General features: G+C 70.8%; 26 protein-coding genes and 2 pseudogenes. 12 read left to right on the top strand and 16 right to left on the bottom strand.

What is annotated here, in order from left to right:
• Positions 1–3 precede the first annotated feature (3 nt).
• On the bottom strand, positions 4–936 hold the full coding sequence (locus ABT001_RS02390) for a LysR family transcriptional regulator (protein WP_351271095.1): 933 nt from the start codon (positions 934–936) through the stop codon (positions 4–6).
• Between the two features lie 96 nt (positions 937–1,032).
• Here ABT001_RS02390 and ABT001_RS02385 point away from each other — a divergent pair, with 96 nt between their 5' ends.
• From ABT001_RS02385 to ABT001_RS02375, 3 genes are read left to right on the top strand one after another with little or no spacing between them, the layout of a single operon-like run.
• The gene (locus tag ABT001_RS02385) at positions 1,033–1,740 is read left to right on the top strand and encodes a succinate dehydrogenase (protein ID WP_351271093.1); all 708 of its coding nucleotides are present in this window, start codon (positions 1,033–1,035) and stop codon (positions 1,738–1,740) included.
• 1 nt (position 1,741) lies between these two features.
• Positions 1,742–3,691, top strand: a complete 1,950-nt coding sequence (locus tag ABT001_RS02380) for a fumarate reductase/succinate dehydrogenase flavoprotein subunit (RefSeq protein WP_351271091.1) — start codon at positions 1,742–1,744, stop codon at positions 3,689–3,691.
• On the top strand, positions 3,688–4,434 hold the full coding sequence (locus ABT001_RS02375) for a succinate dehydrogenase/fumarate reductase iron-sulfur subunit (RefSeq protein WP_351271088.1): 747 nt from the start codon (positions 3,688–3,690) through the stop codon (positions 4,432–4,434). Before ABT001_RS02380 ends, ABT001_RS02375 begins: the two co-directional genes overlap by 4 nt.
• A 22-nt stretch (positions 4,435–4,456) precedes the next feature.
• On the opposite strand, the gene ABT001_RS02370 is transcribed toward ABT001_RS02375, so the two are convergent.
• Together ABT001_RS02370 and ABT001_RS02365 are read right to left on the bottom strand one after the other, a co-directional pair.
• Positions 4,457–6,883: an excinuclease ABC subunit UvrA gene (locus ABT001_RS02370; protein WP_351271086.1), complete on the bottom strand. Its 2,427-nt coding sequence runs from the start codon at positions 6,881–6,883 to the stop codon at positions 4,457–4,459.
• Positions 6,884–6,976: 93 nt separating this feature from the next.
• Positions 6,977–7,168 (bottom strand): DUF6381 family protein, encoded by a 192-nt coding sequence (locus ABT001_RS02365; protein WP_351271083.1) that lies wholly within the window; start codon positions 7,166–7,168, stop codon positions 6,977–6,979.
• Between the two features lie 206 nt (positions 7,169–7,374).
• On the opposite strand from ABT001_RS02365, the gene ABT001_RS02360 reads away from it, so the two are divergent.
• Positions 7,375–7,701 (top strand): plasmid stabilization protein, encoded by a 327-nt coding sequence (locus ABT001_RS02360; RefSeq protein WP_351271080.1) that lies wholly within the window; start codon positions 7,375–7,377, stop codon positions 7,699–7,701.
• Between the two features lie 82 nt (positions 7,702–7,783).
• Positions 7,784–8,272 carry a phosphatase domain-containing protein gene (locus tag ABT001_RS02355; protein ID WP_351271077.1) on the top strand — a complete coding sequence of 163 codons (489 nt, stop codon included), beginning with the start codon at positions 7,784–7,786 and terminating at the stop codon, positions 8,270–8,272.
• Between the two features lie 40 nt (positions 8,273–8,312).
• On the opposite strand, the gene ABT001_RS02350 is transcribed toward ABT001_RS02355, so the two are convergent.
• The gene (locus ABT001_RS02350) at positions 8,313–8,528 is read right to left on the bottom strand and encodes a dodecin (protein ID WP_351271074.1); all 216 of its coding nucleotides are present in this window, start codon (positions 8,526–8,528) and stop codon (positions 8,313–8,315) included.
• Between the two features lie 203 nt (positions 8,529–8,731).
• Here ABT001_RS02350 and ABT001_RS02345 point away from each other — a divergent pair, with 203 nt between their 5' ends.
• From ABT001_RS02345 to ABT001_RS02335, 3 genes are all read left to right on the top strand, one after another.
• Positions 8,732–9,985 (top strand): extracellular solute-binding protein, encoded by a 1,254-nt coding sequence (locus ABT001_RS02345; RefSeq protein WP_351271071.1) that lies wholly within the window; start codon positions 8,732–8,734, stop codon positions 9,983–9,985.
• Positions 9,986–10,161: 176 nt separating this feature from the next.
• Entirely contained in the window at positions 10,162–10,977 is an 816-nt protein-coding gene (locus ABT001_RS02340) for a GNAT family N-acetyltransferase (protein ID WP_351271068.1), read from the top strand.
• The gene (locus tag ABT001_RS02335) at positions 10,974–11,813 is read left to right on the top strand and encodes a lysophospholipid acyltransferase family protein (protein WP_351271065.1); all 840 of its coding nucleotides are present in this window, start codon (positions 10,974–10,976) and stop codon (positions 11,811–11,813) included. The genes ABT001_RS02340 and ABT001_RS02335 overlap by 4 nt, the downstream gene beginning before the upstream one ends.
• Here the strand turns inward: ABT001_RS02335 and egtD are convergent.
• The 4 genes from egtD to egtA are packed head-to-tail and all read right to left on the bottom strand — an operon-like array spanning position 11,756 to position 16,105.
• The gene (gene egtD, locus ABT001_RS02330) at positions 11,756–12,718 is read right to left on the bottom strand and encodes an L-histidine N(alpha)-methyltransferase (RefSeq protein ID WP_351271063.1); all 963 of its coding nucleotides are present in this window, start codon (positions 12,716–12,718) and stop codon (positions 11,756–11,758) included. The two genes, ABT001_RS02335 and egtD, sit on opposite strands and share 58 nt — an antisense overlap.
• Positions 12,715–13,470 carry an ergothioneine biosynthesis protein EgtC gene (gene egtC / locus ABT001_RS02325; RefSeq protein ID WP_351271061.1) on the bottom strand — a complete coding sequence of 252 codons (756 nt, stop codon included), beginning with the start codon at positions 13,468–13,470 and terminating at the stop codon, positions 12,715–12,717. Before egtC ends, egtD begins: the two co-directional genes overlap by 4 nt.
• On the bottom strand, positions 13,470–14,810 hold the full coding sequence (gene egtB / locus ABT001_RS02320) for an ergothioneine biosynthesis protein EgtB (protein ID WP_351271058.1): 1,341 nt from the start codon (positions 14,808–14,810) through the stop codon (positions 13,470–13,472). The genes egtC and egtB overlap by 1 nt, the downstream gene beginning before the upstream one ends.
• On the bottom strand, positions 14,807–16,105 hold the full coding sequence (gene egtA / locus ABT001_RS02315; RefSeq protein ID WP_351271055.1) for an ergothioneine biosynthesis glutamate--cysteine ligase EgtA: 1,299 nt from the start codon (positions 16,103–16,105) through the stop codon (positions 14,807–14,809). The genes egtB and egtA overlap by 4 nt, the downstream gene beginning before the upstream one ends.
• Positions 16,106–16,252: 147 nt before the next feature.
• Between egtA and ABT001_RS02310 the strand changes: the two genes are divergently transcribed.
• Positions 16,253–17,089: a TIGR02452 family protein gene (locus ABT001_RS02310; protein ID WP_351271053.1), complete on the top strand. Its 837-nt coding sequence runs from the start codon at positions 16,253–16,255 to the stop codon at positions 17,087–17,089.
• Here the strand turns inward: ABT001_RS02310 and ABT001_RS02305 are convergent.
• Positions 17,074–17,538, bottom strand: a complete 465-nt coding sequence (locus ABT001_RS02305; protein ID WP_351271050.1) for a type II toxin-antitoxin system PemK/MazF family toxin — start codon at positions 17,536–17,538, stop codon at positions 17,074–17,076. The two genes, ABT001_RS02310 and ABT001_RS02305, sit on opposite strands and share 16 nt — an antisense overlap.
• 168 nt (positions 17,539–17,706) lie before the next feature.
• On the opposite strand from ABT001_RS02305, the gene ABT001_RS02300 reads away from it, so the two are divergent.
• Positions 17,707–18,048, top strand: a complete 342-nt coding sequence (locus ABT001_RS02300; RefSeq protein WP_351271047.1) for a hypothetical protein — start codon at positions 17,707–17,709, stop codon at positions 18,046–18,048.
• Between the two features lie 85 nt (positions 18,049–18,133).
• Here the strand turns inward: ABT001_RS02300 and trxA are convergent, their stop codons facing one another.
• A complete protein-coding gene (gene trxA / locus ABT001_RS02295) occupies positions 18,134–18,514 on the bottom strand; it encodes a thioredoxin (protein WP_351271045.1) in 381 nt (126 codons plus the stop codon).
• A 114-nt stretch (positions 18,515–18,628) separates the two neighbouring features.
• Between trxA and ABT001_RS02290 the strand changes: the two genes are divergently transcribed.
• The gene (locus tag ABT001_RS02290; RefSeq protein ID WP_351271042.1) at positions 18,629–20,074 is read left to right on the top strand and encodes a dihydrolipoyl dehydrogenase family protein; all 1,446 of its coding nucleotides are present in this window, start codon (positions 18,629–18,631) and stop codon (positions 20,072–20,074) included.
• Positions 20,075–20,603: 529 nt separating this feature from the next.
• A complete protein-coding gene (locus tag ABT001_RS02285; RefSeq protein ID WP_351271039.1) occupies positions 20,604–20,942 on the top strand; it encodes a thioredoxin family protein in 339 nt (112 codons plus the stop codon).
• Positions 20,943–20,995: 53 nt separating this feature from the next.
• Here the strand turns inward: ABT001_RS02285 and ABT001_RS02280 are convergent.
• The 6 genes and pseudogenes from ABT001_RS02280 to ABT001_RS02255 form a co-directional block, all read right to left on the bottom strand.
• A pseudogene (locus tag ABT001_RS02280) lies at positions 20,996–21,094 on the bottom strand (formylglycine-generating enzyme family protein); the annotation flags it as partial.
• Between the two features lie 115 nt (positions 21,095–21,209).
• Positions 21,210–21,809, bottom strand: a complete 600-nt coding sequence (locus ABT001_RS02275; protein WP_351271036.1) for a flavodoxin family protein — start codon at positions 21,807–21,809, stop codon at positions 21,210–21,212.
• 85 nt (positions 21,810–21,894) lie between these two features.
• Positions 21,895–22,782 carry an SDR family oxidoreductase gene (locus tag ABT001_RS02270; protein WP_351271033.1) on the bottom strand — a complete coding sequence of 296 codons (888 nt, stop codon included), beginning with the start codon at positions 22,780–22,782 and terminating at the stop codon, positions 21,895–21,897.
• A gap of 124 nt (positions 22,783–22,906) precedes the next feature.
• A complete protein-coding gene (locus ABT001_RS02265; protein WP_351271030.1) occupies positions 22,907–23,953 on the bottom strand; it encodes an NAD-dependent epimerase/dehydratase family protein in 1,047 nt (348 codons plus the stop codon).
• A gap of 40 nt (positions 23,954–23,993) precedes the next feature.
• Positions 23,994–24,287, bottom strand: coding sequence for a hypothetical protein (locus ABT001_RS02260; protein WP_351271027.1), 294 nt, complete (start codon positions 24,285–24,287; stop codon positions 23,994–23,996).
• A 121-nt stretch (positions 24,288–24,408) separates the two neighbouring features.
• Positions 24,409–24,546, bottom strand: a pseudogene (locus ABT001_RS02255) (IS5/IS1182 family transposase); the annotation flags it as partial.
• Between the last annotated feature and the right edge of the window lie 3 nt (positions 24,547–24,549).

The following is a 24,549-nucleotide window of genomic DNA, read 5'->3' as shown; positions in this document are numbered from 1 at the left end:
CCCTCAGCCGTCGGCCGGTCCCGGCCGGCCGACGGCCGGGGGCACGTCGGCCGGGCCCGCCCCCAGAAGCATCCGCTGCAGCTCCCGGGCCGCACGCGGCGGCTCGACGTCGCTGCGGTGCGCCAGCGCGATCGTGCGCCGCAGGCCCGGGGAGGCCAGCGCCGTCGTCCGCAGGTCCTGGCCGGCCCGCACGGCGACCATGCGGGGCACGACCGCGATCCCGAGCCCCGCCCGTACGAAGCCGAGCACCGCGTCCATCTCGCCGCCCTCCACCGTGAACGACGGCTCGAACCCCTCCGCCCGGCAGGCGGCGACGGTCAGCTCCCGCAGGTCGTAACCGTGCCGGAACATCACCAGCGGTTCGTTCTCCAGATCGGCGATGCGCACGGAGCCCTTCCGCCCGGGGGCCGGCCGGGAGGCCGACGACACCACCACGAGGTCCTCGTGCAGCAGCTCCACCGTCGTGAGCGCCGGCGACGCGGCGGGCAGCGGCAGCACGAGCAGCGCGAGATCCAGCGCGCCCCGGGCCAGCTGCCGTACGAGGTCGTGGGAGCCGCCCTCCTCGATGAGGAGCTGGATCCCGGGGTGCGCGCCGTGGAAGGCGCGCAGCACATCGGGCAGCAGACCGGTGCAGACGCTCGGGGTGGCGCCGAGCCGGATCCGCCCTCGGCGCAGCTGTACCAGCTCCTGCACCTCGTGCCGCGCGGTGTCGGCGTCCGCCAGGATCCTCCGGGCGAGCGGCAGCAGCGCCTCACCCGCGTCGGTCAGTGCGATGTTGCCGCGTGCCCGGCTGAACAGCTCGGCGCCCAGTTCGTTCTCCAGCGCCTTGATCTGCTGGGAGAGCGAGGGCTGTGACACATGGACCGCTTCGGCGGCGCGGGTGAAGTGCCTGGCCTCGGCCACAGCCACGAAATAGGCGAGCTGCTGGAAGTGCATGCGGCCGACCTTAACGGACCGCATAGTCCCTGCCTATGGACATGAGTCACTTCATGTCTTGGACTGATGATGCCCTCCGCCTCTAGCGTCGTGTCCATGGCATTGGCAACGCGGGCGGACCGACGGCCGTCCATGACGCGTACGCTCTGGGACTCGTCCGTCGGCAAGAAGACGATCATGGCTGTGAGCGGCCTGATCATGCTCGGTTATCTGGTGGTCCACATGCTGGGCAACCTGAAGATCTTCTTCGGATCCGACGAGTTCAATCACTACGCGCACTGGCTCCGGACCCTCGGCGAGCCCTTCCTGCACTACGAGTGGGCGTTGTGGATCGTCCGCGTGGTGCTCGTGGCCGCGGTCGTCCTGCACGCCGTGTCGGCGTACCAGCTGAGCCGCCGTGACCTCCGGGCGCGTCCGACCGCGTACGTCCACAAGAAGGCGCGCTCGAGCTACGCGACGCGCACCATGCGCTACGGCGGCATCATCCTCGCGCTGTTCATCGTGTGGCACATCCTGGATCTGACGACCGGCACCGTGCACACCGGTGGATTCCAGTCCGGGCGTCCCTACCAGAACGTGCTCGACACCTTCTCGACCTGGTACGGCAACGCCATCTACATCGTCGCGGTGCTCGCGCTGGGACTGCACGTCCAGCACGGATTCTGGAGCGCGGCGCAGACCCTCGGCGTGGGCAGCGCGGCCCGGGACCGCGTCCTGAAGACCCTCGCAACCGTCCTCGCAGTGGTGCTGACGGCCGGCTTCGTGTCCGTGCCCGTCGCCGTGATGACCGGAGTGGTGAGCTGACATGAGCGACTACACGACCTACCGCACGGGCGAGCCCGTCGTCGACACCAAGGCGCCCACGGGCCCCGTCGCCGAGCGGTGGGACACCCGCCGCTTCGAGGCGAAGCTCGTCAACCCGGCCAACCGCCGCAAGCACACCGTCATCGTCGTCGGAACCGGCCTGGCCGGCGGTTCGGCCGGCGCGACGCTCGCCGAACAGGGCTACCACGTCGTTCAGTTCTGCTTCCAGGACTCGCCCAGGCGTGCCCACTCCGTCGCAGCACAGGGTGGGATCAACGCGGCCAAGAACTACCGCAACGACGGCGACTCGGTCCACCGCCTCTTCTACGACACCGTCAAGGGCGGCGACTTCCGCGCCCGCGAGTCCAACGTCCACCGCCTGGCCCAGATCTCGGTGGAGATCATCGACCAGTGCGTCGCCCAGGGCGTCCCCTTCGCCCGCGAGTACGGGGGTCTCCTCGACAACCGCTCCTTCGGCGGCGTCCAGGTCTCCCGTACGTTCTACGCCCGCGGTCAGACGGGACAGCAACTCCTCCTCGGCGCCTACCAGGCACTCTCCCGCCAGATCGCCGCGGGCAACATCGAACTGCACTCCCGCACCGAGATGCTCGACCTGATCGTCGTCGACGGCAAGGCCCGTGGCATCGTGGCCCGCGACCTGGTCACCGGGAAGATCGACACGTACTTCGCCGACGCGGTCGTCCTGGCCAGCGGCGGCTACGGCAACGTCTTCTACCTGTCGACGAACGCCATGAACTCCAACGCCACCGCGATCTGGCGCGCCCACCGCCGCGGCGCCTGGTTCGCCAACCCCTGCTTCACCCAGATCCACCCCACCTGCATCCCGCGCACCGGAGAACACCAGTCGAAGCTCACGCTGATGAGCGAATCGCTGCGCAACGACGGACGCATCTGGGTCCCGAAGGCCAAGGGCGACGACCGTCCCGCGAACCGGATCCCCGAGGACGAGCGGGACTACTACCTGGAGCGTGTCTACCCGGCCTTCGGCAACCTCGTGCCCCGTGACATCGCCTCCCGCGCCGCGAAGAACGTCTGCGACGAGGGCCGAGGCGTCGGCCCCGGCGGGCAGGGCGTCTACCTCGACTTCGCCGAGGCCATCGCGCGCATGGGCAGGAAGAAGGTCGAGGAGAAGTACGGCAACCTCTTCGACATGTACGCGCGGATCACCGCGGAGGACCCGTACGAGACACCGATGCGCATCTACCCGGCCGTGCACTACACGATGGGCGGACTCTGGGTCGACTACGACCTGCAGACCACGATCCCCGGCCTCTTCGCCATCGGGGAGGCCAACTTCTCCGACCACGGCGCCAACCGGCTCGGCGCCTCCGCGCTGATGCAGGGCCTGGCCGACGGCTACTTCGTCCTGCCGTCCACCATCAACGACTACCTGGCCCGCAACCCGCACACCGAGGAGATCGACGCCGGCCACCCGGCCGTCACGGAGGCCGTCGCCGAGACCGAGGACCGGCTCAACCTGCTCCTCGCGGTGGACGGGGACCGCACGCCGGACTCCTTCCACCGGGAGATCGGCGAGCTCATGTGGGAGTTCTGCGGGATGGCCCGCACCGAGGAAGGGCTCCGCAAGGCACTGGACCGGATCCCGCAGATCCGCGAGGAGTTCTGGCGCCGCATCAAGGTGCCCGGAACCGGCGAACAGTTCAACCAGTCACTGGAGAAGGCCAACCGCGTCGTCGACTACCTGGAGCTCGCCGAGCTCATGTGCCTCGACGCCCTGCACCGCGCCGAATCCTGCGGAGGCCACTTCCGCGAGGAGTCACAGACCCCGGACGGAGAGGCCGCCCGCCGCGACGAGGAGTACTCCTACGCCGCGGCCTGGGAGTTCAGCGCCACCGGCGACGCTCCCGTCCTGCACAAAGAAGACCTCGTCTTCGAGTACGTCCACCCCACTCAGCGGAGCTACGCATGAAGCTCACCCTGCGCGTCTGGCGCCAGCAGAACGCCGAGGCGCCCGGCGCCATGGCCACCTACGAAGTCGACGGCATCTCGCAGGACATGTCGTTCCTGGAGATGCTCGACACCCTCAACGAGGAGCTCATCCTCGGCGGGGACGAGCCCGTCGCCTTCGACCACGACTGCCGCGAAGGCATCTGCGGGGCATGCAGCCTCGTCATCAACGGCGACGCCCACGGCCCGGAGCGGACCACCACCTGCCAGCTCCACATGCGGTCCTTCGACGACGGCGACACGATCGACATCGAGCCGTGGCGCGCCTCGGCCTTCCCGGTCGTCAAGGACCTCGTCGTCGACCGTTCCTCCTTCGACCGGATCATCCAGGCAGGCGGGTACATCTCGGCGCCCACCGGCACGGCGCCCGACGCGCACGCCACCCCGGTACCCAAGCCGGACGCCGACTCGGCCTTCGAACACGCCGAGTGCATCGGCTGCGGAGCCTGCGTCGCCGCCTGCCCGAACGGTTCGGCGATGCTCTTCACCTCCGCCAAGGTCAACCACCTCAACGTGCTCCCGCAGGGGGCACCCGAGCGGGAGACCCGGGTGCTCGACATGGTCTCCACCATGGACGACGAGCGCTTCGGCGGGTGCACCCTCACCGGGGAGTGCGCCACGGCCTGCCCCAAGGGCATCCCGCTGCCGTCGATCACGGCGATGAACAAGGAGTGGCTGCGCGCCAACCGCAAGGTGCGCCGCTGACCGCTTCCCCTCCGGCGGGGAGTCAGCCCGTCCGCAGTGCCTTGGCCAGGTACGCGGCCGTGCGGCTCCCCGCCGCCCGGGCGACCTCCCGCGGTGTGCCGGTGGCGACGATCCGGCCACCCCGGTCGCCGCCTCCGGGGCCCAGGTCGATCACCCGGTCCGCACCGGCCACCACCGCCATGTCGTGCTCCACGACCACCACCGTGTTGCCCGCGTCCACCAGGCCGTGCAACTGCCGCATCAGCACCTCCACATCGGCCGGATGCAGCCCCGTCGTCGGCTCGTCCAGCAGATAGAGCGTGTGCCCCCGACGGGCACGCTGCAGCTCGGTCGCCAGCTTGATGCGCTGTGCCTCACCGCCCGACAGCTCGGTCGCAGGCTGGCCCAGGCGCAGATAGCCGAGCCCCACGTCCGACAGGGCCCGCAGACTGCGCTCGGCCGCGGGGGTCCCGGCGAGGAACCCGGTCGCCGCCTCCACCGTCAGGTCCAGCACCTCGGCGATCGTGAGCCCGCGCAGGGTCACCTCCAGCGTCCTCGGGTTGTAGCGGGCGCCGTGACAGTCCGGGCAGGGGGCGTACGTACTGGGCAGGAAGAGCAGCTCGACCGAGACGAAGCCCTCGCCCTGACACGTCTCGCACCGCCCGCCCGCCACATTGAACGAGAAGCGGCCCGCCCGGTACTTCCGGGCCCGTGCCGTCTCCGTCTCCGCGAACAGCTTCCTGACGACGTCGAACAGTCCCGTGTACGTGGCCAGGTTGGACCGGGGTGTACGGCCGATGGGCTTCTGGTCGACCTGCACGAGCCGGCCCACCGCCTCCAGTCCCTCCACCGACGCGCAGCCGCGCGCCACCGGCACGGCAGGGTCCTCCGCCGTCCGCGTCGACCGCCGGTCGGCGAGCACACCCGCCAGGACCTGGCCCACGAGGGTCGACTTGCCCGACCCCGACACACCGGTGACCGCTGTCAGCGCACCGAGCGGGAAGGCGGCGTCGACGCCGCGCACATTGTGCAGCTCAACCCCGCGCAGGGTGATCCAGCCGGTCGGAGTGCGCGGCTCCCGGGTCTCAGCCGGGCCCTCGTCGAAGAGGAACCGCCTGGTCGCGGAGTCGGCGACGTCGGCGAGGCCCGCCGGAGGGCCGCTGTGCAGGACCCGGCCCCCGTGCTCGCCGGCCAGCGGTCCCACGTCCACCAACCAGTCGGCCTGCCGCACCACGTCCATCTGGTGCTCCACCACGAACACCGAGTTCCCCGCCTGCTTGAGCCTGCCGAGCACGCCGAGCAGTGACTCCGTGTCGGCCGGATGGAGGCCGGCCGACGGCTCGTCCAGGACGTAGACGACGCCGAACAGCCCCGACCGCAACTGCGTGGCGAGCCTCAGCCGTTGCAGCTCGCCCGAGGACAGGGTCGGGGCCGTACGGTCGAGGCTGAGGTAGCCCAGACCCAGCTCGGTGACCGGCTCGATCCTCGCCAGCAGGTCGGCCGTCAGCAGCCGCGCCGTGTCGCTCCCGCCGCCGGCCTCCAGCAGCACCTCCCTGAGGGCGGTGAGGGGAAGTGCGAAGAAGTCGGCGATCGTGCGGCCGGCGAAGGTGACCGCCATGGCCTCCGGACGCAGCCGCCCGCCGCCGCACACCGGGCACGGAGCGCTCGTCAGGAAACGCTCCGCCCTTTCCCGCAGTGCCCGGCTCCTGGAATCCGCGAACGTGTGCATCACATGGCGTCGTGCGCTCATGTACGTGCCCTGGTAGGGGCGTTGGATGCGGCCCGCGTCACGCACCGGATGGACCGTCACCACCGGCTGCTCGTCGGTGAACAGGATCCATTCACGGTCCGCCGCTCCCAGCTCCCGCCACGGACGCCCGATGTCATAGCCGAGGGCGTCCAGCACATCGCGCAGATTCTTGCCCTGCCACGCTCCCGGCCAGGCTGCGATCGCGCCTTCCCGGATCGACAACGAGGGATCCGGTACGAGGAGTTCCTCGGTGGTTCGATGGACCAGCCCGAGGCCATGACAGCCGGGGCACGCCCCGGCCGCCGTGTTCGGTGAGAAGGCGTCGGAGTCGAGCCGCTCGGCCCCCGGCGGATAGTCACCGGCCCGCGAGAAGAGCATGCGCAGGGAGTTGGACAGCGTGGTGACCGTACCCACGGAGGAACGTGACCCGGGCGCCGACCGGCGCTGTTCCAAGGACACGGCGGGAGGCAGGCCGGTGATCTCACCGACATCGGGTGCTCCGATCTGATGGATCAGCCGGCGGGCGTACGGCGCGACGGACTCGAAGTAGCGGCGTTGGGCCTCCGCGTAGATCGTCCCGAAGGCCAGGGAGGACTTTCCCGAGCCCGAGACCCCGGTGAACACCGTGAGGGTGTCGCGCGGGATGTCGACGTCCACGTCGCGGAGGTTGTGCTCGCGGGCTCCGCGCACCCGGACGTAAGGATCATGGGGGGTGGACATCGGCGGTACGGCTCCGTGGGAGATCGGCGGGTGTGGACATGCTTCCGCCGGTGATCCTCCCGCACGCGTGAGGACCACCGGCGGTGAGAGGCCCTACACCATCGGGTCCATGCCGCGGTCCTTCATGGAGCTTTCCTGCTCGCCCTGCTCGCGCAGACGGCGGGCCTTGTCCTGGAGCCGCTGCCGCTGCTCCGGATCGGTGGCGCGTTCCGCGGCCTCGTTCAGTTCCTGTGCCTTGGCACGCAGCTGCTGCGCGCGGCCGCCGGACTCACCTGAAACACTCATGATCACTCCTGGATCTGTGGGGGAGCGGACACCGTCCAGCGAATCAGCGCCCGGGCCCGCCTGCATCTCGGACATCCGTGCCCCGCGGGGCACGGCTCGGCCCGGTGCCCCGTTCGGACCTCCCGCCCGGCAGGTGTGAGGACGAGGGTGTGGGGTAGTGGGTGCGGCGGTGCGCCACCGTCGTTCCGGCAGTGAGGAGAGGTGCCATGCCCGCAGGATCAAGTCCCAAGCGTGAACGTCAGTACGAGCACATCAAGGAAGGTGCCGAGAAGCGCGGGACCTCCACGAAGCGTGCCGAGGAGATCGCGGCACGCACCGTCAACAAGGAGCGCGCCCGTTCCGGGGAGTCCAGGTCGGCGAGCAGGACATCCCTCCGGGACCCCAAGTCGTCCTCCGAGCGGGGCGGGCAGCGCTCCCACAGCGGAGCGCAGGGGCCGACCAGGGACCAGCTGTACGAGGAGGCCAGGAAGCGCAACGTCGAGGGCTGCTCCTCGATGAACAAGGAGCAGCTGCGCAAGGCACTCGGGCGCTGAGGATCGGGGCCGCCACCGGGAGCTCCTGTCGTCGGCCGGCCGGCCTTCCTCCGACTCCCGGTGCGGACCTAGGGTGGGCGCCGTGAGAGACGACACCCGGCCGCTGGCCGTATTCGACCTCGACGGGACGCTCGCCGACAGCGGCCACCGGCAGCACTTCCTGGAGGGCTCGCGGCGCGACTGGGAAGGGTTCTTCTCGGCGGCACCCCACGATCCACCGCTGGAGGCGGGGGTGGACCTGGTGCTGGTGAGCGCCGAGGAGTGCGAGATCGTGTATCTGACCGGTCGGCCCGAGAGGTGCCGCAGGGACACCCTCGCCTGGCTGGAACGTCATGGGCTGCCGGACGGCAGCGTCCACATGCGGCGCGACAACGACCGGCGGCCGGCCCGCCACACGAAGCTGGAGGTCCTGCGGCGGCTGGGCCGGGGCCGCGTGGTGCGTGTGCTCGTCGACGACGACGAGCTGGTGTGTGATGCGGCCGAACGGGCCGGTTTCACGGTCGTCCGCGCCCGGTGGGCCGTCGCCCCGCCGTCGCTGAAGGACGCTCAGGAGCGCGAGGGGCGTACCTGAGAGGACCGGGCGCGGCCGCCGTCCTGGGCTGCGTGGCAGGTCAGGTGTTCTCGTCGAGCCGGAATCCGACTTTGAGTCCCACCTGGTAGTGGGCGATGCGACCGTCCTCGATATGGCCTCGGACCTGCGTCATCTCGAACCAGTCGAGATTGTGCAACGTTTCGGAGGCTCTTGCGACGCCGTTCCGGATCGCCGCGTCAAGGCCCTCCTCGGAGGTTCCTACGATCTCGGTGACCCGATAGGTGTGATTAGACATCTAATGTCTCCTTTCGTGGTTCCACGGTGCCTCACTCCGTGGCGGAGCGCGAGGTGTCCGTCCCGCGCGCGACGTGCGGGGCGGGACTTGACCCGTCCATTGGTCCATACCAAACTCCGGTCCATACGCCCGTGCGAGCGCCGCCCGCAGCCCCCCACCCGGGTCCTGCTATGCCGTCGTGCCGTTTCGCAGAAGGTGACCCCGTGAAGATCCGCATACTGGCCGGAGCCGTCGCGCTCGCATCCTCCTTCGTGCTGTGCGGCTGCGGCCAACTCTCCGGTACGGGCGCCGACGGCAGGACGGTGACGGTCTGGCTGATGAAGGGCAGTGCCTCCCAGGGTTTCCTGGACCGCTTCAAGGAGTCGTACGAGGCGGAACGCCCTTCTGTCGAACTGGAGTTCGTCCTACAGGAGTGGGGCGGCATCGGCCCCAAGGTGCTGAAGGCGCTGGAAGGCGACGACGCCCCGGACGTCATCGAGGTCGGCAACACCCAGGTCGCCCAGTACGCGGAGACCGGAGAGCTGCGCGATCTCACCCTGGAGTCGGTACGCGACCTGGGCGGCGAGGACTGGCTGCCGGGACTCGCGGAGCCGGGCAAGGTCAACGGCGCACAGTACGGAATTCCCTGGTACGCGGCCAATCGCGTCGTGATCTACAACAAGGACATCTTCGCGCGGGCGGGCATCACGGCACTCCCGACGACCCGTGAGGAGTGGGTGGACGTCACGGAGCGGCTGAACACCTCCGGCCGGCAGGGCATCTATCTCGCCGGGCAGAACTGGTACGTGCTCGCCGGGTTCGTCTGGGACGAAGGAGGCGAACTGGCCGAGGACGGCGGCGGCGACTGGAAGGGTGCCCTCGACTCGCCCGCCGCTCTGCGGGGCATGGATTTCTACCGGACACTCCAGGCCCTCGGCGAAGGCCCCAAGGACGCCGACGAGCAGTCACCCCCGGAGACCGACGTGTTCGCCGGGGGAGAGATCGCCCAGATCATCTCCGTGCCCGGCAGCGCCGCGCTCATCGAACAGCGGAACCCCGCGCTCAAGGGCAAGCTCGGCTACTTTCCCATTCCCGGGAAGAGCGCGAAGAAGCCGGGCGCGGTCTTCACCGGCGGGTCCGACCTGATCGTGCCGGAAGGTGCCGACCAGCGGGGCGAAGGCATCGAGGTCGTCAAGGCGCTCGCGGGGGAGCGGTGGCAGACGGAGCTCGCCCGGGCCATGAGCTACGTACCCAACAAACCCGCCCTCGCGAAGGTCGTCGAGGGCCAGCCAGGGACCTCCGCGATGGCCGAAGGCGCCACCGAGGGGCGCGCCACCCCCAATTCGCACTACTGGCCGGCCGTCGAGGCGGACAACCCGATCAAGACGTACATGACGGCGGTGCTGGAAGGCGGAGACCCAGCGGAAGAGGCGAGGAAGGCATCCGACCGGATCACCTCGACACTGATCACCGGCTGACCCGTACACGGAGGACCTGCGGTCCGCGCGACCCGGGGATTCAGCCGTCGCACATCCCCGCGCTTCGCGGCGGTCACGTCGAATCCAGCCGGTCACGGAAGAAGTAGGGGGCCGGGCCGTCGTACTCCCGCGGCGGCCCGGCAGCCGCACCCGCTGATCCGTCCCCGGAGACTGCCATGACCGTGCTGCCCGCTTCCCCCGCCCTCACGCCCGTCGGCGTTCCCGCGCCGCGTCCGGCCGCTCCCGCCGCCGTTCCCTCGGGATACCGCGTCTCCCTGGCCACCTGCCAGGACGACGTACGCGCCGCCCAGCGCCTGCGCCACCTGGTCTTCGCCGGAGAACTCGGCGCCCGGCTCGACAGCGCCGAACCCGGCCTGGACAGCGACGCCTTCGACGCGTACTGCGACCACCTGCTGGTGCGCGAGGTGGCCACCGGAGAAGTGGTCGCCACCTACCGGCTGCTGCCCCCCGAGGGCGCCAGGCTCGCGGGCGGACTCTACGCAGAGGGCGAGTTCGACCTGACGCGGCTCAGCCCGATACGCGGCGACCTCGTGGAGGTGGGCAGGTCCTGCGTCCACCCCGCCCACCGCGACGGTGCCGTGATCGCCCTGATCTGGGCCGGACTCGCCCGCTACATGGAACGCACCGGCCACACCTGGCTGGCCGGCTGCTGCTCCGTACCACTGGCCGACGGAGGGGCACTGGCCGCCCGCAGCTGGGACACCGTACGGACCCACAACCTGGCGCCCGAGGAGTACTGGGTCACCCCCCACCGCCTCTGGGACACCACCGGACACCCCGGCGGCGGCGCGGGCGGCCGCGCCGGACTGCCGCCGCTGCTGCGCGGCTACCTGCGCCTCGGCGCCTGGGTCTGCGGAGCCCCCGCCCACGACCCGGACTTCGACGTCGCGGACCTGTACGTGCTGCTCTCGATGCGGCGCACCGACCCGCGCTACCTGCGTCACTTCCTCTCGCTGGCTCCGCTGCGATGAGTGCCTGGCTGCCCGTCGCCCCCTGCACCCCGCGCGACTGCGCCCACCACGAGGGCGCCACCCGGGCGCCCCTGCCCGCCGCGGCCCTGCTGCTCGCCGGGTGCGCCCTCACCTTCCTCGGGGCGCTGTGCGTGCCCGTGGTACTGCTCCTGGCGCCCTCGCACCGCGACCGGCTGATCCGCCGTTGGGCGTACGGGGTGGTGCGGGCCTTCGGCGTACGCGTACAGATCACGGGGTGCCCCGTCGAACGGATCCGGCCGCCGGCGGGTGAGCTCGTGGTCGCCCATCACGTCTCGTGGCTGGACATCCCGCTCGTGGCCGCTGTGCTCCCCGCCCGGATGGTCGCCAAGAGCGAGATACGGAACTGGCCGCTGCTCGGGCCGCTCGCCGCGCTCGGCGGCACGCTGTTCATCGAGCGGGACCGGCTGCGGGCCCTGCCGCAGGCGGTCCGGACCCTCGCCGGAGCGCTTGCCTCCGGATCGCGGGTCGCGGTTTTCCCCCAGGGCAGCACCTGGTGCGGCCGGAGCGGCGGCGGCACGTACCGGCCCGCCGCCTTCCAGGCGGCGATCGACGCCGGAGCCACCGTCCGTCCGGTCCGCATCAGCTACCGGACGACGCACACGGACACGGCGGGAGCCGCCGCGTTCGTCGGGGACGACCCGCTCGCCGCCTCACTGTGGCGGGTGGTGACCGCCGCCGGGCTCACCGCCGAGATCCGGATCCTGCCGCCGGTCCTCGTGGGAGGTGAACCCGACCGGCGGGCACTGGCCCGCGCGGCTCAGTCCGCCGTCGCCAGTGACAGGGCGAACCTGCCCGCAGCATCCGTCCACCACTGATCCAGCCGGAGGCCGGCCGCGGCCAACTCGTCGCGCACCCTGTCCTCACGGAACTTCGCGGAGATCTCGGTGCGCAGTTCCTCGCCCTCCTCGAACTGCACGACGAGGTCCAGCTCGCGGATCTTGACCGTCAGCGCCCGTCGGGCGCGCAACCGCATCTCGATCCACTCGTGGCCCGGATCCCAGAGAGCCACATGACGGAAACCGTCGAGCGGGAAATCCGCCCCCAGCTCGCGGTTCACCACCGACAGCACGTTCTTGTTGAAGGCGGCCGTCACCCCGGCCGCGTCGTCGTACGCGGCCACCAGGGTGGCCTCGTCCTTGACCAGGTCCGTACCGAGCAGCAGCCCGTCGCCGGGCGCGAGCCGGGCCCGCACGGACCGCAGGAACTCCGCGCGCTCCTCCGGGAGCAGATTGCCCAGCGTTCCGCCGAGGAACGCCACCAGCCGTGGCCCGGGGCTCTCGGGCAGTTCCAGCGCACGGGTGAAATCGGCGACGAGCGCGTGCACGGAGAGCCCCGGACGTTCGGCCAGCAGCGCTTCGGCCGCACCGGCGAGAGCGCTCTCGCTGACATCGACCGGCACATAGGTGTGCAGCGCGGGCAGCGCGTCCAGCAGGTGCCGGGTCTTCTCGGAGGAGCCCGACCCCAGCTCGATCAGGGTCCGAGCCCCGGAGGCCGCGGCGATGTCCCCGGCACGCGCGACCAGGATCTCCCGCTCGGCACGTGTCGGATAGTACTCCGCCAGCCGGGTGATCTCCTCGAAGAGGTCACTTCCGCGCGCGTCGTAGAACCATTTGGGCGGCAGCGTCTTCGGGTGCCGCGTCAGACCGCTCAGCACATCGGCGCGCAGCGCCGCGTCCGTCGCGTCCGCGGGCAGGGTGCGGGTCAGCTGGAAGGGACTCACGCGGTGGGCTCCTTGAGCGGGGTCAGCAGGACATCGGTGCGCGTCGCGACCAGCAGGGTGCGGTCCGGGACCTCGCGCCAGTACGGATCGTCGTCGTACGGCTCCGAGGCCACCACCGTGCGGCGGCCCGGTGCGTGGAGACACCAGAGGGAGTCCCCCCACGTGGTGGCCACGATGGTGGTGCCGTCGGTCAGCAACAGGTTGAGACGTGAACCGGGGGCGGCGGCGCCGACGTCGAGGACCGTGTCGGCGACCGCCCGCGCTATTCCGTCACCCCGGGCGGTCCGGTGGAGCACCAGAGCCCAGAGCAGTGCCGAATCGCTCCGGGCCGCAAGGGCGAGCAGCTTCTCCGGCGGCAGGCCTCCGGCCAGCGGTGCGAGGGAGGCGGGCCAGCCGCTGACCGCCCCGTTGTGGCTGAAGAGCAGGTTTCCGTCGGAGAAGGGAGCGGCGGCGGCCTCCCCGTCCGCCCCGGCGAACGTCGCGTCGCGGACCGCGGCGAGCAGGGCCGTGCTGCGTACCACACGGGCCAGATCGGCGAAGGTCTCGTCGCCCCAGACGGGCCCGCCGCGGCGGTAGCGGCCGGGCACCGGGTCCCCGTCCGCGTACCAGCCGACGCCGAACCCGTCGGCGTTGACGGTGCCGTACCGCTGGCGCCGGGGCTCCCAGGACTGGCGGACCAGCCCGTGAGCGGGCGAGACCAGCACGTCTCCCAGTGTCACCGGCAGCCCCACGTATGCGATGTGACGGCACATCAGGCGTCCCTCGCCGTACGGAATCCGGAGAAGATCTGGCGCCGGACCGGGAGGTCCCAGTTGCGGAAGGTGCCGCGGCACGCCACCGGATCGACGGCGAACGAACCCCCGCGCAGCACCTTGTGCCCGGGGCCGAAGAACACCTCCGAGTACTCGCGGTAAGGGAACGCCACGAAGCCGGGATAGGGCAGGAAGTCGCTCGACGTCCACTCCCACACATCGCCGATCAGCTGACCGGCGCCCGCCGGGGACCGGCCGGCCGGGTACGCGCCCGCCGCGGCGGGCCGCAGATGCCGCTGGCCCAGATTGGCCCGCTCGGGTGTCGGGTCCTCATCACCCCAGGGATAGCGCGACGACCGTCCCGAGACGGGGTCGTGGCGGGCGGCCTTCTCCCATTCCGGCTCGGTCGGCAGGCGCCGGCCCGCCCAGCGGGCGTAGGCGTCCGCCTCGTACCAGCTGACGTGGAGCACCGGTTCGTCCGCCCGCACGGGTTCGGTCACCCCGAAGCGCTGCCGCAGCCACTGTCCGGCGTCCCGGTGCCAGAACAGGGGTGCGGTCAGGCCGTGTTCGCGGACCATCGCCCAGCCCTCGGGCGCCCACCAGCGTTCCTCGGTATAGCCGCCGTCCTCGATGAAGTGCTGGTACGCACCGCACGTGACCGGAGAGGTGTCGATGTGGAACGCGGCCACGTCGCGCCGGTGAGCGGGCCGCTCGTTGTCCAGCGCCCAGGGCTCGGTGGAGGTCCCCATGGTGAAGGGCCCGCCGGGGACGAGGACTTCGTGCGGCGGTGCGACCGTACCGTCGGGTCCCGGCGGCTCCGGCGCGCCGAGCACCGCCGGTCCCGAGCGCAGCTGGTGGGTGATCAGCATCGTCTCGTCGTGCTGCTGTTCGTGCTGGGCGACCATGCCGAAGGCGAAACCCGCCCTCTCCAGTGGCCGCCCCTCGCCGTGCAACGGGGTGTCACCGAGGACGTCCAGAGCCCTGCCGCGTACGTCGGCGGCGTACGTCCGGGCCTCCGCGGGCGCGAGCAGCGGCAGCGAGGGCCGGCTCGCCCGGGGGTGCTCGAAGGCGTCGTACAGCCCGTCGATCTCGGGGCGGACGGCCTCACGGCCGCCCACGGCCCGCAGCAGCCACAGCTCCTCCTGGTTCCCGATGTGTGCCAGGTCCCAGACCAGGGGGGACATCAGGGGGGAGTGCTGCGCCGTGAGCTCGTGGTCGTCGACGCTGTCGGTGAGCAGGGCGGTGCGCTCGCGGGCGGCGAGGAGCGCGGCCAGGGCACGCCCGCGCAGCGCCTCCGCGTCGAGTTCCGGGCCGGAGTGAGGAGCGGGGGTGTCGGTCATCGGGCCAAGCCCTTTCCGTACGGCGCCTGTGCCGGGTCGGGAAGATCGTCGGCGGGACATCGGCCTCTGGCCACATAGCGCTCCTCGAAGGCCGCCACCGTCGCGAGGACGTGGTCGCTCGCCCCCATCCGGGGGAGCGCCTCCAGCGCCGCCCTGAAACAGACCGCCGCCGCTGCCGCCAGCTCCGGATCGCTCAGCCCGTCCCGGGCGGCGGCCGTCCAGAGAGGGTTTCGGGGGGCGGAGGCCAGGCCCGCGGTCTCGGCCAGCGGTTTCACGGTGCGGTACACGGTCTCTGCCGCCTCCGGATCGTCGAACATGGCGGTGGTGACGGCCAGTGGCACCAGCCAGCCGTCGGTGCCCGACTGGGCGTCGATCATGCGCAGTTCCAGGTGCCCACGCGGGCGGACCGGGGGGAACAGCGTGGTGAGGTGGTAGTCGAGGTCGGCCCGCACCGGCGGCCTCGGACCCCCGCCACGGATCCAGTCACGGAACGTCAGACCTTCCGGTACGGCCCAGGGGCCGTCCTCGCTCCGCACGCACATCACCGACGTGGCGAGCACATGGGAGGCCCAGGCGTCCCGGGGCGCGAGGCGGCCCTCCGGCGCCAGCGACCTGGCCGGATCGAGATCGGCCCACAGCGCCTGCCGCGACGACCGCCAGCCGGTGCGCCGCCCATGCCGGTACGGCGAGTTGGCGAACACCGCCACCAGCACCGCGCCGAGCAGATGCCCGAGCTGCCAGCGTCGCCCGTACCCCAGTGGGCCCGGCTCCTCCTCACCGGCGTCCAGACAGACCTGGACGGAGGCGGAGGTGCACATCATGGCGCGTCCGGCGGGTCCCGTCCGGTCGAGCGCGGCTTCCATGGCGTCGTAGCGCGGCTCCCGGAGCAGGCGACGGGGCGGATGCCACGGGTCCACACCGATGCCGGCCAGGGCCAGTCCGGCCCGGCCGAGGGTGTCGCGTACGGAGACCAGGTCGGCGGCAGTGGTGTCGACGCACGCCATCAGGGAACCTGCCGGCCGGGAGCTCAGCTCCAGCTGACCGCCCGGTTCGAACGTCAGGGAGGCGTCCAACGCCGTCGCCCGCACGGCGTCGGCCGCGGCGCGCAGACGTTCGGGCGGGACGACCACCTCGGGCTGGTCACGGTCGTGCACGAGCCATTCCAACTCCACACCGACCGTCCGGGGCGGTCCCGTCTTGAAACATATGCCGCGCAGCAGATCCTCCGCCTCGCCCTCGCCGAGGGGCGTCACGTCTAGGGGCGGGCCGTGTTGGCCGAGAGTGTCCGGGGGCATGCTGGGCCTCCTCTTCGGATACGTGCTTCCCACCAAAACGCTTACCGGGAGTTCGCGCAAGGGTGCCCCTACGTGACGGAAAAGCGGTTGCGCCCGTGCCGCCGGGCCGTCCAGCATGCCCCGTATGCACCACACGGGGGAGCGCTCATGAGCGCACGGCTGCGCGGCATCGCGCGGGAGACCGAGTCCATCGTCCTGGCCGGGCGGTACCGCACGCCGGAGGGGCGAGAGGTGACCATCGAGCGCGCCCTGGCCACCGCGCTCTCCGGTACCCGGCTGTACGGCCCCGAGGCCGTACCCGTGGCCGTCCTGGACACCGACCGCAGTCCGGTCACCGAGGTGACGGACGAGACGAGCCTGCGGGCGGCACGCCGGATGACGGGCGAATCGGCGGGCAAGGTGGCCGTGCTGAACTACGCCTCCGCCCGCAACCCCGGCGGCGGCTATCTGAACGGCGCGCAGGCCCAGGAGGAGTCCCTGTGCCGTGCGTCCGCGCTCCACGCCACGCTGTTGCGCGCGCACGGGTTCTACGCGCACCACCGTGCCGAACGCAGCGCCTTCTACACCGACCGGGTCATCCACTCACCCGGCGTGCCGGTCTTCCGTGACGACCGGGGAAGGCTGCTGGAAGCCCCGTACGCCGCCGGTTTCCTCACGTCACCCGCACCCAATGCCGGAGTCATCCGCAGCCGCGACCCGGAGCAGGTCCCTCGCATTCCCGCCGCGCTGGCGAGCCGCGCCGAACGGGTGCTCGAGGTGGCCGCAGTCCGCGGCTACCGACGGCTGGTGCTGGGGGCATGGGGCTGCGGCGTCTTCATGAACGATCCGGCCGACGTGGCCGGCGCGTTCCGCGGCCTGCTGACCGGAGGCGGCCGGTTCGCGGGTCACTTCGAGCAGATCGTCTTCGGCGTCCCGGACCGTGACCCCGACTCCGCCGTCCGCGCGGCCTTCACCCGCGCCTTCCAGGATCAGTTCCAGCCGTAGCGCTCGCGCAGCCGCTCCACTACCCGGTCGAACCTGTCCCGGTCCAGTGCACAGGCCTCGCGCCGCATCCCGTCCTCGTGCACCCGCAGCACCCGGTCGAGATCCGCCCAGGACGGCCGTCCGGAGCTGTCCCACGGACCCGCCCCCAGAGCGACCCACTCGTGGTCCCCGTCGTGATGCCTGCTGGACAGCTGCACGGCGAGCAGGGTGCCCCTCTCCTCACGCGCCACGACGAGAACCGGCCGGTCCTTGCCACGCCCGTCGTTCTCCTCGAACGGCACCCAGGTCCACACGATCTCGCCGGGGACCGGGTCACCGTCCCGGTCAGGGGCGTACGAAGTGCTGACGGGCCCGACCTCGCCGGGCTCGGCCTGCGAGGTGGCGGCCGGACCGCTGCGGCCGGGGAAGTCCGTCGTGCTGTCGCTGCTGTGGTTGTGCTGGAACGTCATCGGAACACCGTAGGACGTGTGAGGGCCGGTGTGGGGAGCGGGTCGGTGAAACGGGCCGTGGCCTCGCCCACATGATCACCTCCGTCCGACGGACGGCAGCCGAGGACGCGTGGGCCGACCGGGTGACGCGACATGCGGGGCGGGCGGCGGATGTCTAGCGTCGTCGGCATGAGCCATCCGCAGAACTACGAGATCCTGCTGTTCCCGGAGCCGGAGGAGTCCGCCGCCGGCACTCCCGGGCCGGGCACGGCCATCCGCTCCGCGGTCGTGGCAGCCACCGGCGACACCGGGACCTCGGGCTACCCACGCTACGTGGGCGACGGCATGGAGGCGGACATCGACCCGGCCTCGCACACCGTGGAGGCCCTGCTGGTGGACGGCTCGGAGCTGGACTACGGCCTCACGGTCAGGATCGCCGAGCGCATCGGCGGTTCGGGGCCCGTGGACACGGACAACGGCAGGACGGCGGACGCGGGGGAGGACGACGCCCCGGACACCCCCGCCCGGTGACAGGGGCGCACGGACAGGCGCACCCATGACGAAGGCCCGGCCGACACGGCCGGGCCTTCGTCATGGGTGCCGCACACGGCAGGTCCTACTGCTGCTCCTGCTGGGTCTGCTTCTGCTCCTCGACGGACTTGCGTACCTCGTCCATGTCCAGGTTGCGCGCCTGGCCGATGACATCCTCGAGCGCGGCCTCGGGAAGGGCACCGGGCTGGGAGAAGACCGCCACGTTGTCGCGGACGATCATCAGCGTGGGAATGGACCGGATCTCGAAGGCGGCCGCCAGCTCCTGCTGCGCCTCCGTGTCGACCTTGGCGAAGACCAGGTCGGGGTGACGCTCGGACGCCGAGTCGTAGACCGGGGCGAACTGCCGGCACGGGCCGCACCAGGAAGCCCAGAAGTCGATCAGCAGGAATTCGTTGTCGCTCACGACCTGATCGAAGTTTTCCTTGGTGAGCTCTACGGTGCTCATACTCTGCTACCTCTCCTGGGACCGTTCGGACGTGTCCGGCACAACGGTGATGTCACTTGCGGTATTCCGCCTGCCCATGTGGCCGTTCCGCACACCCACGAGGACACTGTTTCCATGACTGAAGCTGAGGGTGCGCGGAGCAGTGAGTACGACGTCGTCGTCATCGGGGCGGGCCCCGTGGGGGAGAACGTGGCGGACCGCGCCAGAGCCGCCGGACTGAGCACCGCGGTGATCGAGTCCGAACTCGTCGGCGGCGAGTGTTCGTACTGGGCGTGCATGCCCAGCAAGGCGCTGTTGCGCCCGGTTGTCGCACGTGCCGACGCGCGCCGGGTGCCCGGGCTGAGCGGCGCGGTCCAGGGGCCGCTCGACGCCGACGCGGTGTTCGCCCACCGGGACGGGCAGACCTCCCACTGGAAGGACGACGGCCAGGTCCGCTGGCTGGAGGACATCGGCGCGGACGTCCACCGCGGAACGGGCCGGCTGACGGGGGACCGTCAGGTGTCCGTGACCGCGGCCGACGGGTCGGTTCGGCACCTCACGGCGCGGCATGCCGTCGCCGTCTGCACCGGGAGCCGTGCCGTCGTCCCCGCCCTGCCCGGTATCGCGGACGTCAAGCCGTGGACCAGCCGCGAGGCGACCAGCGCCAAGGAGGTACCGGGCCGGCTCGTGGTCGTGGGCGGGGGAGTGGTCGGGGTGGAGATGGCCACCGTCTGGCAGGGGCTCGGCGCCGAGGTGACGATGCTGATCCGTGGCGAGCGTCTGCTCCCCAGGATGGAGCCCTTCGCGGGGGAACTGATCAGGGAGGCCCTGACCGGGAGCGGCGCGCGGATCCTCACCGGAGTGTCGGCCCAAGAGGTGCGCAGGGCTGGGCAGGACGGTCCGGTCACCGTCGAACTTGACAACGGGGAGCGGCTGGAGACCGACGAGATCCTCTTCGCCACCGGCCGGGCCCCGCGCACCGACGACCTCGGTCTCGACACCGTGGGGCTGGAGCCCGGCTCATGGCTCGCCGTCGACGACAGCTGTCGCGTCGAGGGAAGTGACTGGCTGTACGCGGTCGGTGATGTGAACCACCGTGCGCTCCTGACCCATCAGGGCAAGTACCAGGCCCGCATCGCGGGAGCCGCGATCGCGGCCCGTGCGCAGGAGACGCCCCTGCTGGAGACGGACCGCTGGGGCGCGCACGCGGCCACGGCCGACCACGCGGCCGTTCCCCAGGTCGTGTTCACCGATCCGGAGGCGGCCTCGGTCGGCCTCACCCTCGCGGAGGCGGAAGCGGCGGGCCACCGGGTCCGCGCCGTCGACCACGACCTGGCCGCGGTCGCCGGATCCGGTCTGTACGCGAAGGGCTACCAGGGCCGGGCCAGGATGGTCGTCGATCTGGACCGCGAGATCCTACTCGGCGTCACCTTCGTCGGACCGGGCATCGGAGAGCTGCTGCACTCGGCGACGATCGCTGTGGCCGGCGAGGTGCCGATCGAACGGCTGTGGCACGCTGTTCCGGCCTACCCGACCATCAGTGAGGTCTGGCTGCGGCTGCTGGAGACCTACCGCCGTTAAGGCTAGACGGCGGAGGCATGCATGTGTGGTATGGCGGAGAGAGTGATCGAACGGGCCTATGACGGTTGCGGACGCTGCTACATCGGCGTCCGCCGTCTCTCTCAGATGTCAGCTTCAACCTCCTCCCCGGAGCGTCAGCGCGAGGACGTGCTCGCCGCAGTCAAGGCTGCGGGCGGGCACGTCATCGCGTGGGCGGATGACTGGGAGGTGTCGGGCGCTACCGACCCTATGACGCGGCCGAGGCTGGGGCCGTGGCTGCGAGGGGAGCGCGGCCCGTACAACGGCATCGCCGCTTGGGACGCAACCTTGTGGACTGCCTGAACACGGGCTACATGATGCGTGACTCAGGGCTGGCACTTCTGACCTACGGGGGCGACGCCCGGTCCGGTGGCGTGAGCGGCTCGCGGCACCTGCAGGGGCCCGGGGCGGCAGTGCGGCTGTCGTCGCCGTGCCGGGTGTCCGTGTGATCCGGCAGCGCCGCGCGGTGGATGATGGGGGTCGCATACGGAACACGAGGTCAGGAGCCTCCATGGTGAAGCGGGTCCACCAGCCCCGTGAGGACGCGGAGTTCGACTTCGTCCTCGGGATGAGCGGAGTGCCGGTCCTCGCGTACTTCATCGGGACATGGCCCAAGGCGATCGAGCCCTGCCGGGCGACGGACCTCGTCGTGGGCGGCATCGCCGAGGAGTACGCGGGCCGCCTGACCGCTGTCAGGACCGACATCGCACGCTGCCCGGAGGCGACCGCGAGGTACGGGATCACCGGGGCCCCGTCCTGTGTCCTGCTGAAGGAGGGGGAGGCGGTGGCGCTGGGCGCCGGGCCGTGGTCCACCGTCGAGATCCGTGCGTTCATGGAACGCCACCTCTGAGACGCGACGGACCGAGGCTGGAGGCCCTTCTGCTTCGAGGCCGCCCATCGGTGTCAGCTCGCCACGCGAAAGCCGACGTTCTCCGCCGTGTCGGAGCTCCGTTCCGCAACGCGATAGCGGTTGCGGTACGAGTCGTGGCACAGGTGGGAGCCACATGCGCAGTACGCCTGGCCGTCGTTCCACGAGACGTGTACAGCGAGCCATCCTTCTGCTCCCGTGCCCGGAGCCTGGAGGGAGCAGAGCGTGCCGTTCCATGCGCGGCATGTGTCAGGCCGGCGGGTAGGGGCGGTCGGCCAGCAGGCGGGCCAGGTGGACGGCGTTCGCCGCGAGTGTCTTGGTGGTCGAGTCGACGGCGTCAGGCGTTTCGTCCAGATCCTGGTAATCGGTGCCGTGCATGGCTTCGCCGACCCAGTACGTGACGGCTCCGGGCGTCAGTGAGAAGCCGACGTCGTTCAGACCCTGGAAGACGTCGGCGCTCACCTTGTGTGCGCCGTCCTCGTTGCCGACGACGGCCACTGCGGCGACCTTGCCGTAGGTGTGCGGACGGCCTTGGTCGTCGGTTTCGGAGGACTCGGCGTTCAGGCGCTCCAACACCTTCTGACAGACGCTGGAGGGGTGGCCGAGCCAGATGGGTGTGGCGATCAGGAGGATGTCGGCGGCCAGGACCTTCTCCCGGATGGCGGGCCAGGCGTCGCCGTCGCCCATGTCCGTCCCGATCCCCGGGCGGACGTCGTGATCGACGATGCGAACGATCTCGCCCTTTACCTCATGGCGGGCGAACTGGGACATGACCTGCTGGGCGAGATGATGGCTGCTGGAACGTGCGGGCGAGGCGCTCAGGGTGCAGACGAGGGCGAGTGCGCGCATGTGTGGATCTCCTTCGGAACGGGACGTTGTGCAGGGTGGGCGGCGTCGCACGGACCGGCGGGGTCCGGGAATGCGGACCAGGGCCTTAGGGGAGAGGCGTGCCGCCGGTGGCGTTCATGATTTCTCCGGTGATGAACGAGGCGTTCGCGGAGGCGAGGAATACGTAGGCGGGTGCCATCTCCGCCGGCTGCGCGGGGCGGCCCAGCGGGCTCTGCTTTCCGAACTCGGCCGTGTCGGGCAGCGTCGCCGGGATGAGAGGTGTCCAGACGGGACCCGGAGCAACGGCGTTGACGCGGATGCCCTCAAGGGCCAACATCTGTGCCAGCCCTTGGGTGAAGGTGACGATCGCCCCCTTGGTCATCGCGTAGTCGAGCAGGTGAGGGCTCGGCTTGTACGCTTGCACCGACGTGGTGTTGATGATCGAGCCGCCTGCCGGGATGTGCGGCAGAGACGCCTGGCACAGCCAGAACATCCCGTACAGGTTGGTGTGCACGACGCGGTCGAACTGCTCGGTCGAGATGGCGGAGATGCCCTCGGGCTGGGACATCTGATACGCAGCGTTGTTGACCAGGATGTCGATGCGTCCGAACTCGGACACGGCCCGTTCGACGAGCGAGCGGCACTGCTGTTCGTCCCGGATGTCGCAGGGGGTGGGCACCGCCCTGCGGCCCGCGTCCTCCACCAGGCGGACGGTCTCCTGGGCCTCCTCTTCCTCCTCGGGGAGATGGGTGAACATCACGTCCGCGCCCTCCCGGGCGAAGGCCAGCGCGACCGCGCGGCCGATGCCCGAATCGCCGCCGGTGATCACCGCCTTGCGGTCGGCGAGCAGTCCGGACCCCCGGTAGGTACGTTCACCGTGATCCGGTGGCGGGTCCATGGGGCCGGTCCAGCCGGGATGTGTCTGGTCCTGCTGGGGGAAGTCGGGGCGGGGGTGGAGCCGGTTCGGGTCCTGCGGTCCTTCACTGTTCACCATGGGTGTGCCTTCCTTCGTCGTGGAACAGATATGGAGCGACTCGTCGCACTGCTCCCGGGCGGTGGGAGTGGTTCCGAGCCGCTGCACTCTCGTCCGCCGGCATGGGCGGCGTGGCCCTCACCGGTCAGCCGATCTTTCTGCCGGCCAGCGGCGCGGTGTCTTCACCCGCGCCCTTGCGTACGCCTCGCAGGAAGGCTCTCAGTGCGTCTTCCGACGTGTGGACGGGTTGCCAGTCCAGCAGGTCGCGGGCCCGGCCCGAGTCGAGTACGGGCAGCCTCAGCACAGCGTCGAACAGGTGCGGGGAGGCCGGCACCGCACGCGCCCGCCAGGCACCTGCGAGCACCGTCCGTACCAGTGTCCTGGGCACCCGGACGATCCGTGCGTCGAGCAGGCCGGCCAGGGTGTGGGCGTCGATGACCGGGCTCGCCGTCAGGTTGAACGGACCTCGTACGTCGCGCAGTACGGCCAGCCGGTAGGCCTCGGCGGCGTCGTCCGTGTGCAGCACCTGGAAACGCAGCCCGTCGAGGTCAGGTACGAAGGGCAGCAGGTCGGGGCGGAGGAGGTTGCCCGGGACATGGCGGCCGGCGAAGATCCGTCGTTGTTCGGGCGCGGCCGTCTCCTTGAAGAGGAAGCCCGGTCGCATCCGGACCACCCGGATCTGTGGGTGTCGCAGTTCGAAGGTGTCGAGTACCCGTTCCAGGTAGGCCTTCTCCCGGCAGTACGCCGCGTCCGGCCAGCCGTCCGTGGGCCAGTCCTCGTCGACACCGGGTTCGTCCTTGGGGCCGGGGGAGTAGGCACCCACGGACGAGGCGTGCACGAGCGCCGGTACCGCGGTGCGTGCCACGGCGTCGAAGACCCGCCGGGAGCCCAGGACATTGCTCTGCCATGTCACCACGGGGTCGTGGGTGGGCTGGAAGCGCCACGCCAGATGCACCACGGCATCGGCGCCGCGCACGAAATCGGTGAGCTGGTCCTCGCTCTCGGCCCGTGACAGGTCGACGGTGTCCCACTCCACCTTCGGGATCTCCAGTGCGGGCCTTCTGCGCGCCAGTGCCAGGACCGAGGTGATCTCGGGGTCCCGTGCCAGGGCGCGGACCACGCTGGTCCCCACGTTGCCGGTGGCCCCGGTGACCACCACCCGCCTGCCCTGGCGTCGGCTGTTGCTCTCCATGCGAGTCACCATTCCCTTCCGGCTTCTGCCCGGTGTGACGTCAGCCCTTGCCGCGGCCGGTGAGCAGGTCGCGTGCCCGGTCCACGAGCCCTGCTCCAGGGCCCAGCAGCCTGTTGCCGGGCGGAGTGTCCGGCGCGGAGGGGTGGGGGCGGGTCGGTGCCGTCTTCTTGGCCGTGCGGATCTTGTCGCCCAACGCGTCCAGGACCTGAGGTGTGCAGGCCAGCTTGCGGCGCTGCTGGCCGCCGACCGGCTGTACCTCGAACTTCCAGAAGAGCTCTTCGACCTCTCGATGGTCGGTGGTGCGTTCCTCGATCACAGTCCCGCCATGTCCCATGAGCGTTATACCTTCTCTTTGTGTAGTTCGTCCCAGACGGATCACCGTTCCACAGCGCGTGCCCCGACGGCCCTGCAACACGCACGGCAGGGCGCGCGAGGCCTAGGCACTGCTTCTCCGGTCACCTCCGGAGCCAGATGACGAGGGCTGCGAGGGTGCCGGTGGCGAGGTAGATGGAGGCGCGTTTCTCGTAGCGGGTGGCGACGGCGCGGAAGCTTTTCAGGCGGTTGATCGCGCGTTCGACGGTGTTGCGCTTCTTGGA

It is taken from the genome of Streptomyces sp. NPDC002793 (assembly GCF_040295485.1).
Taxonomy (GTDB): domain Bacteria; phylum Actinomycetota; class Actinomycetes; order Streptomycetales; family Streptomycetaceae; genus Streptomyces.
The sequence above is the reverse complement of the archived record's forward strand: the minus strand, read 5'-3'. Positions and strand labels throughout refer to the sequence as shown.

Coding starts and splice junctions, on each gene's coding strand:
- ABT001_RS02390 (WP_351271095.1), bottom strand. CDS start 936: ATGCACTTCCAGCAGCTCGCCTATTTCGTGGCTGTGGCCGAGGCCAGG.
- ABT001_RS02385 (WP_351271093.1), top strand. CDS start 1,033: ATGGCATTGGCAACGCGGGCGGACCGACGGCCGTCCATGACGCGTACG.
- ABT001_RS02380 (WP_351271091.1), top strand. CDS start 1,742: ATGAGCGACTACACGACCTACCGCACGGGCGAGCCCGTCGTCGACACC.
- ABT001_RS02375 (WP_351271088.1), top strand. CDS start 3,688: ATGAAGCTCACCCTGCGCGTCTGGCGCCAGCAGAACGCCGAGGCGCCC.
- ABT001_RS02370 (WP_351271086.1), bottom strand. CDS start 6,883: ATGTCCACCCCCCATGATCCTTACGTCCGGGTGCGCGGAGCCCGCGAG.
- ABT001_RS02365 (WP_351271083.1), bottom strand. CDS start 7,168: ATGAGTGTTTCAGGTGAGTCCGGCGGCCGCGCGCAGCAGCTGCGTGCC.
- ABT001_RS02360 (WP_351271080.1), top strand. CDS start 7,375: ATGCCCGCAGGATCAAGTCCCAAGCGTGAACGTCAGTACGAGCACATC.
- ABT001_RS02350 (WP_351271074.1), bottom strand. CDS start 8,528: ATGTCTAATCACACCTATCGGGTCACCGAGATCGTAGGAACCTCCGAG.
- ABT001_RS02340 (WP_351271068.1), top strand. CDS start 10,162: ATGACCGTGCTGCCCGCTTCCCCCGCCCTCACGCCCGTCGGCGTTCCC.
- ABT001_RS02335 (WP_351271065.1), top strand. CDS start 10,974: ATGAGTGCCTGGCTGCCCGTCGCCCCCTGCACCCCGCGCGACTGCGCC.
- egtC (WP_351271061.1), bottom strand. CDS start 13,470: ATGTGCCGTCACATCGCATACGTGGGGCTGCCGGTGACACTGGGAGAC.
- egtB (WP_351271058.1), bottom strand. CDS start 14,810: ATGACCGACACCCCCGCTCCTCACTCCGGCCCGGAACTCGACGCGGAG.
- egtA (WP_351271055.1), bottom strand. CDS start 16,105: ATGCCCCCGGACACTCTCGGCCAACACGGCCCGCCCCTAGACGTGACG.
- ABT001_RS02310 (WP_351271053.1), top strand. CDS start 16,253: ATGAGCGCACGGCTGCGCGGCATCGCGCGGGAGACCGAGTCCATCGTC.
- ABT001_RS02305 (WP_351271050.1), bottom strand. CDS start 17,538: ATGACGTTCCAGCACAACCACAGCAGCGACAGCACGACGGACTTCCCC.
- ABT001_RS02300 (WP_351271047.1), top strand. CDS start 17,707: ATGAGCCATCCGCAGAACTACGAGATCCTGCTGTTCCCGGAGCCGGAG.
- trxA (WP_351271045.1), bottom strand. CDS start 18,514: ATGAGCACCGTAGAGCTCACCAAGGAAAACTTCGATCAGGTCGTGAGC.
- ABT001_RS02290 (WP_351271042.1), top strand. CDS start 18,629: ATGACTGAAGCTGAGGGTGCGCGGAGCAGTGAGTACGACGTCGTCGTC.
- ABT001_RS02285 (WP_351271039.1), top strand. CDS start 20,604: ATGGTGAAGCGGGTCCACCAGCCCCGTGAGGACGCGGAGTTCGACTTC.
- ABT001_RS02275 (WP_351271036.1), bottom strand. CDS start 21,809: ATGCGCGCACTCGCCCTCGTCTGCACCCTGAGCGCCTCGCCCGCACGT.
- ABT001_RS02270 (WP_351271033.1), bottom strand. CDS start 22,782: ATGGTGAACAGTGAAGGACCGCAGGACCCGAACCGGCTCCACCCCCGC.
- ABT001_RS02265 (WP_351271030.1), bottom strand. CDS start 23,953: ATGGAGAGCAACAGCCGACGCCAGGGCAGGCGGGTGGTGGTCACCGGG.
- ABT001_RS02260 (WP_351271027.1), bottom strand. CDS start 24,287: ATGGGACATGGCGGGACTGTGATCGAGGAACGCACCACCGACCATCGA.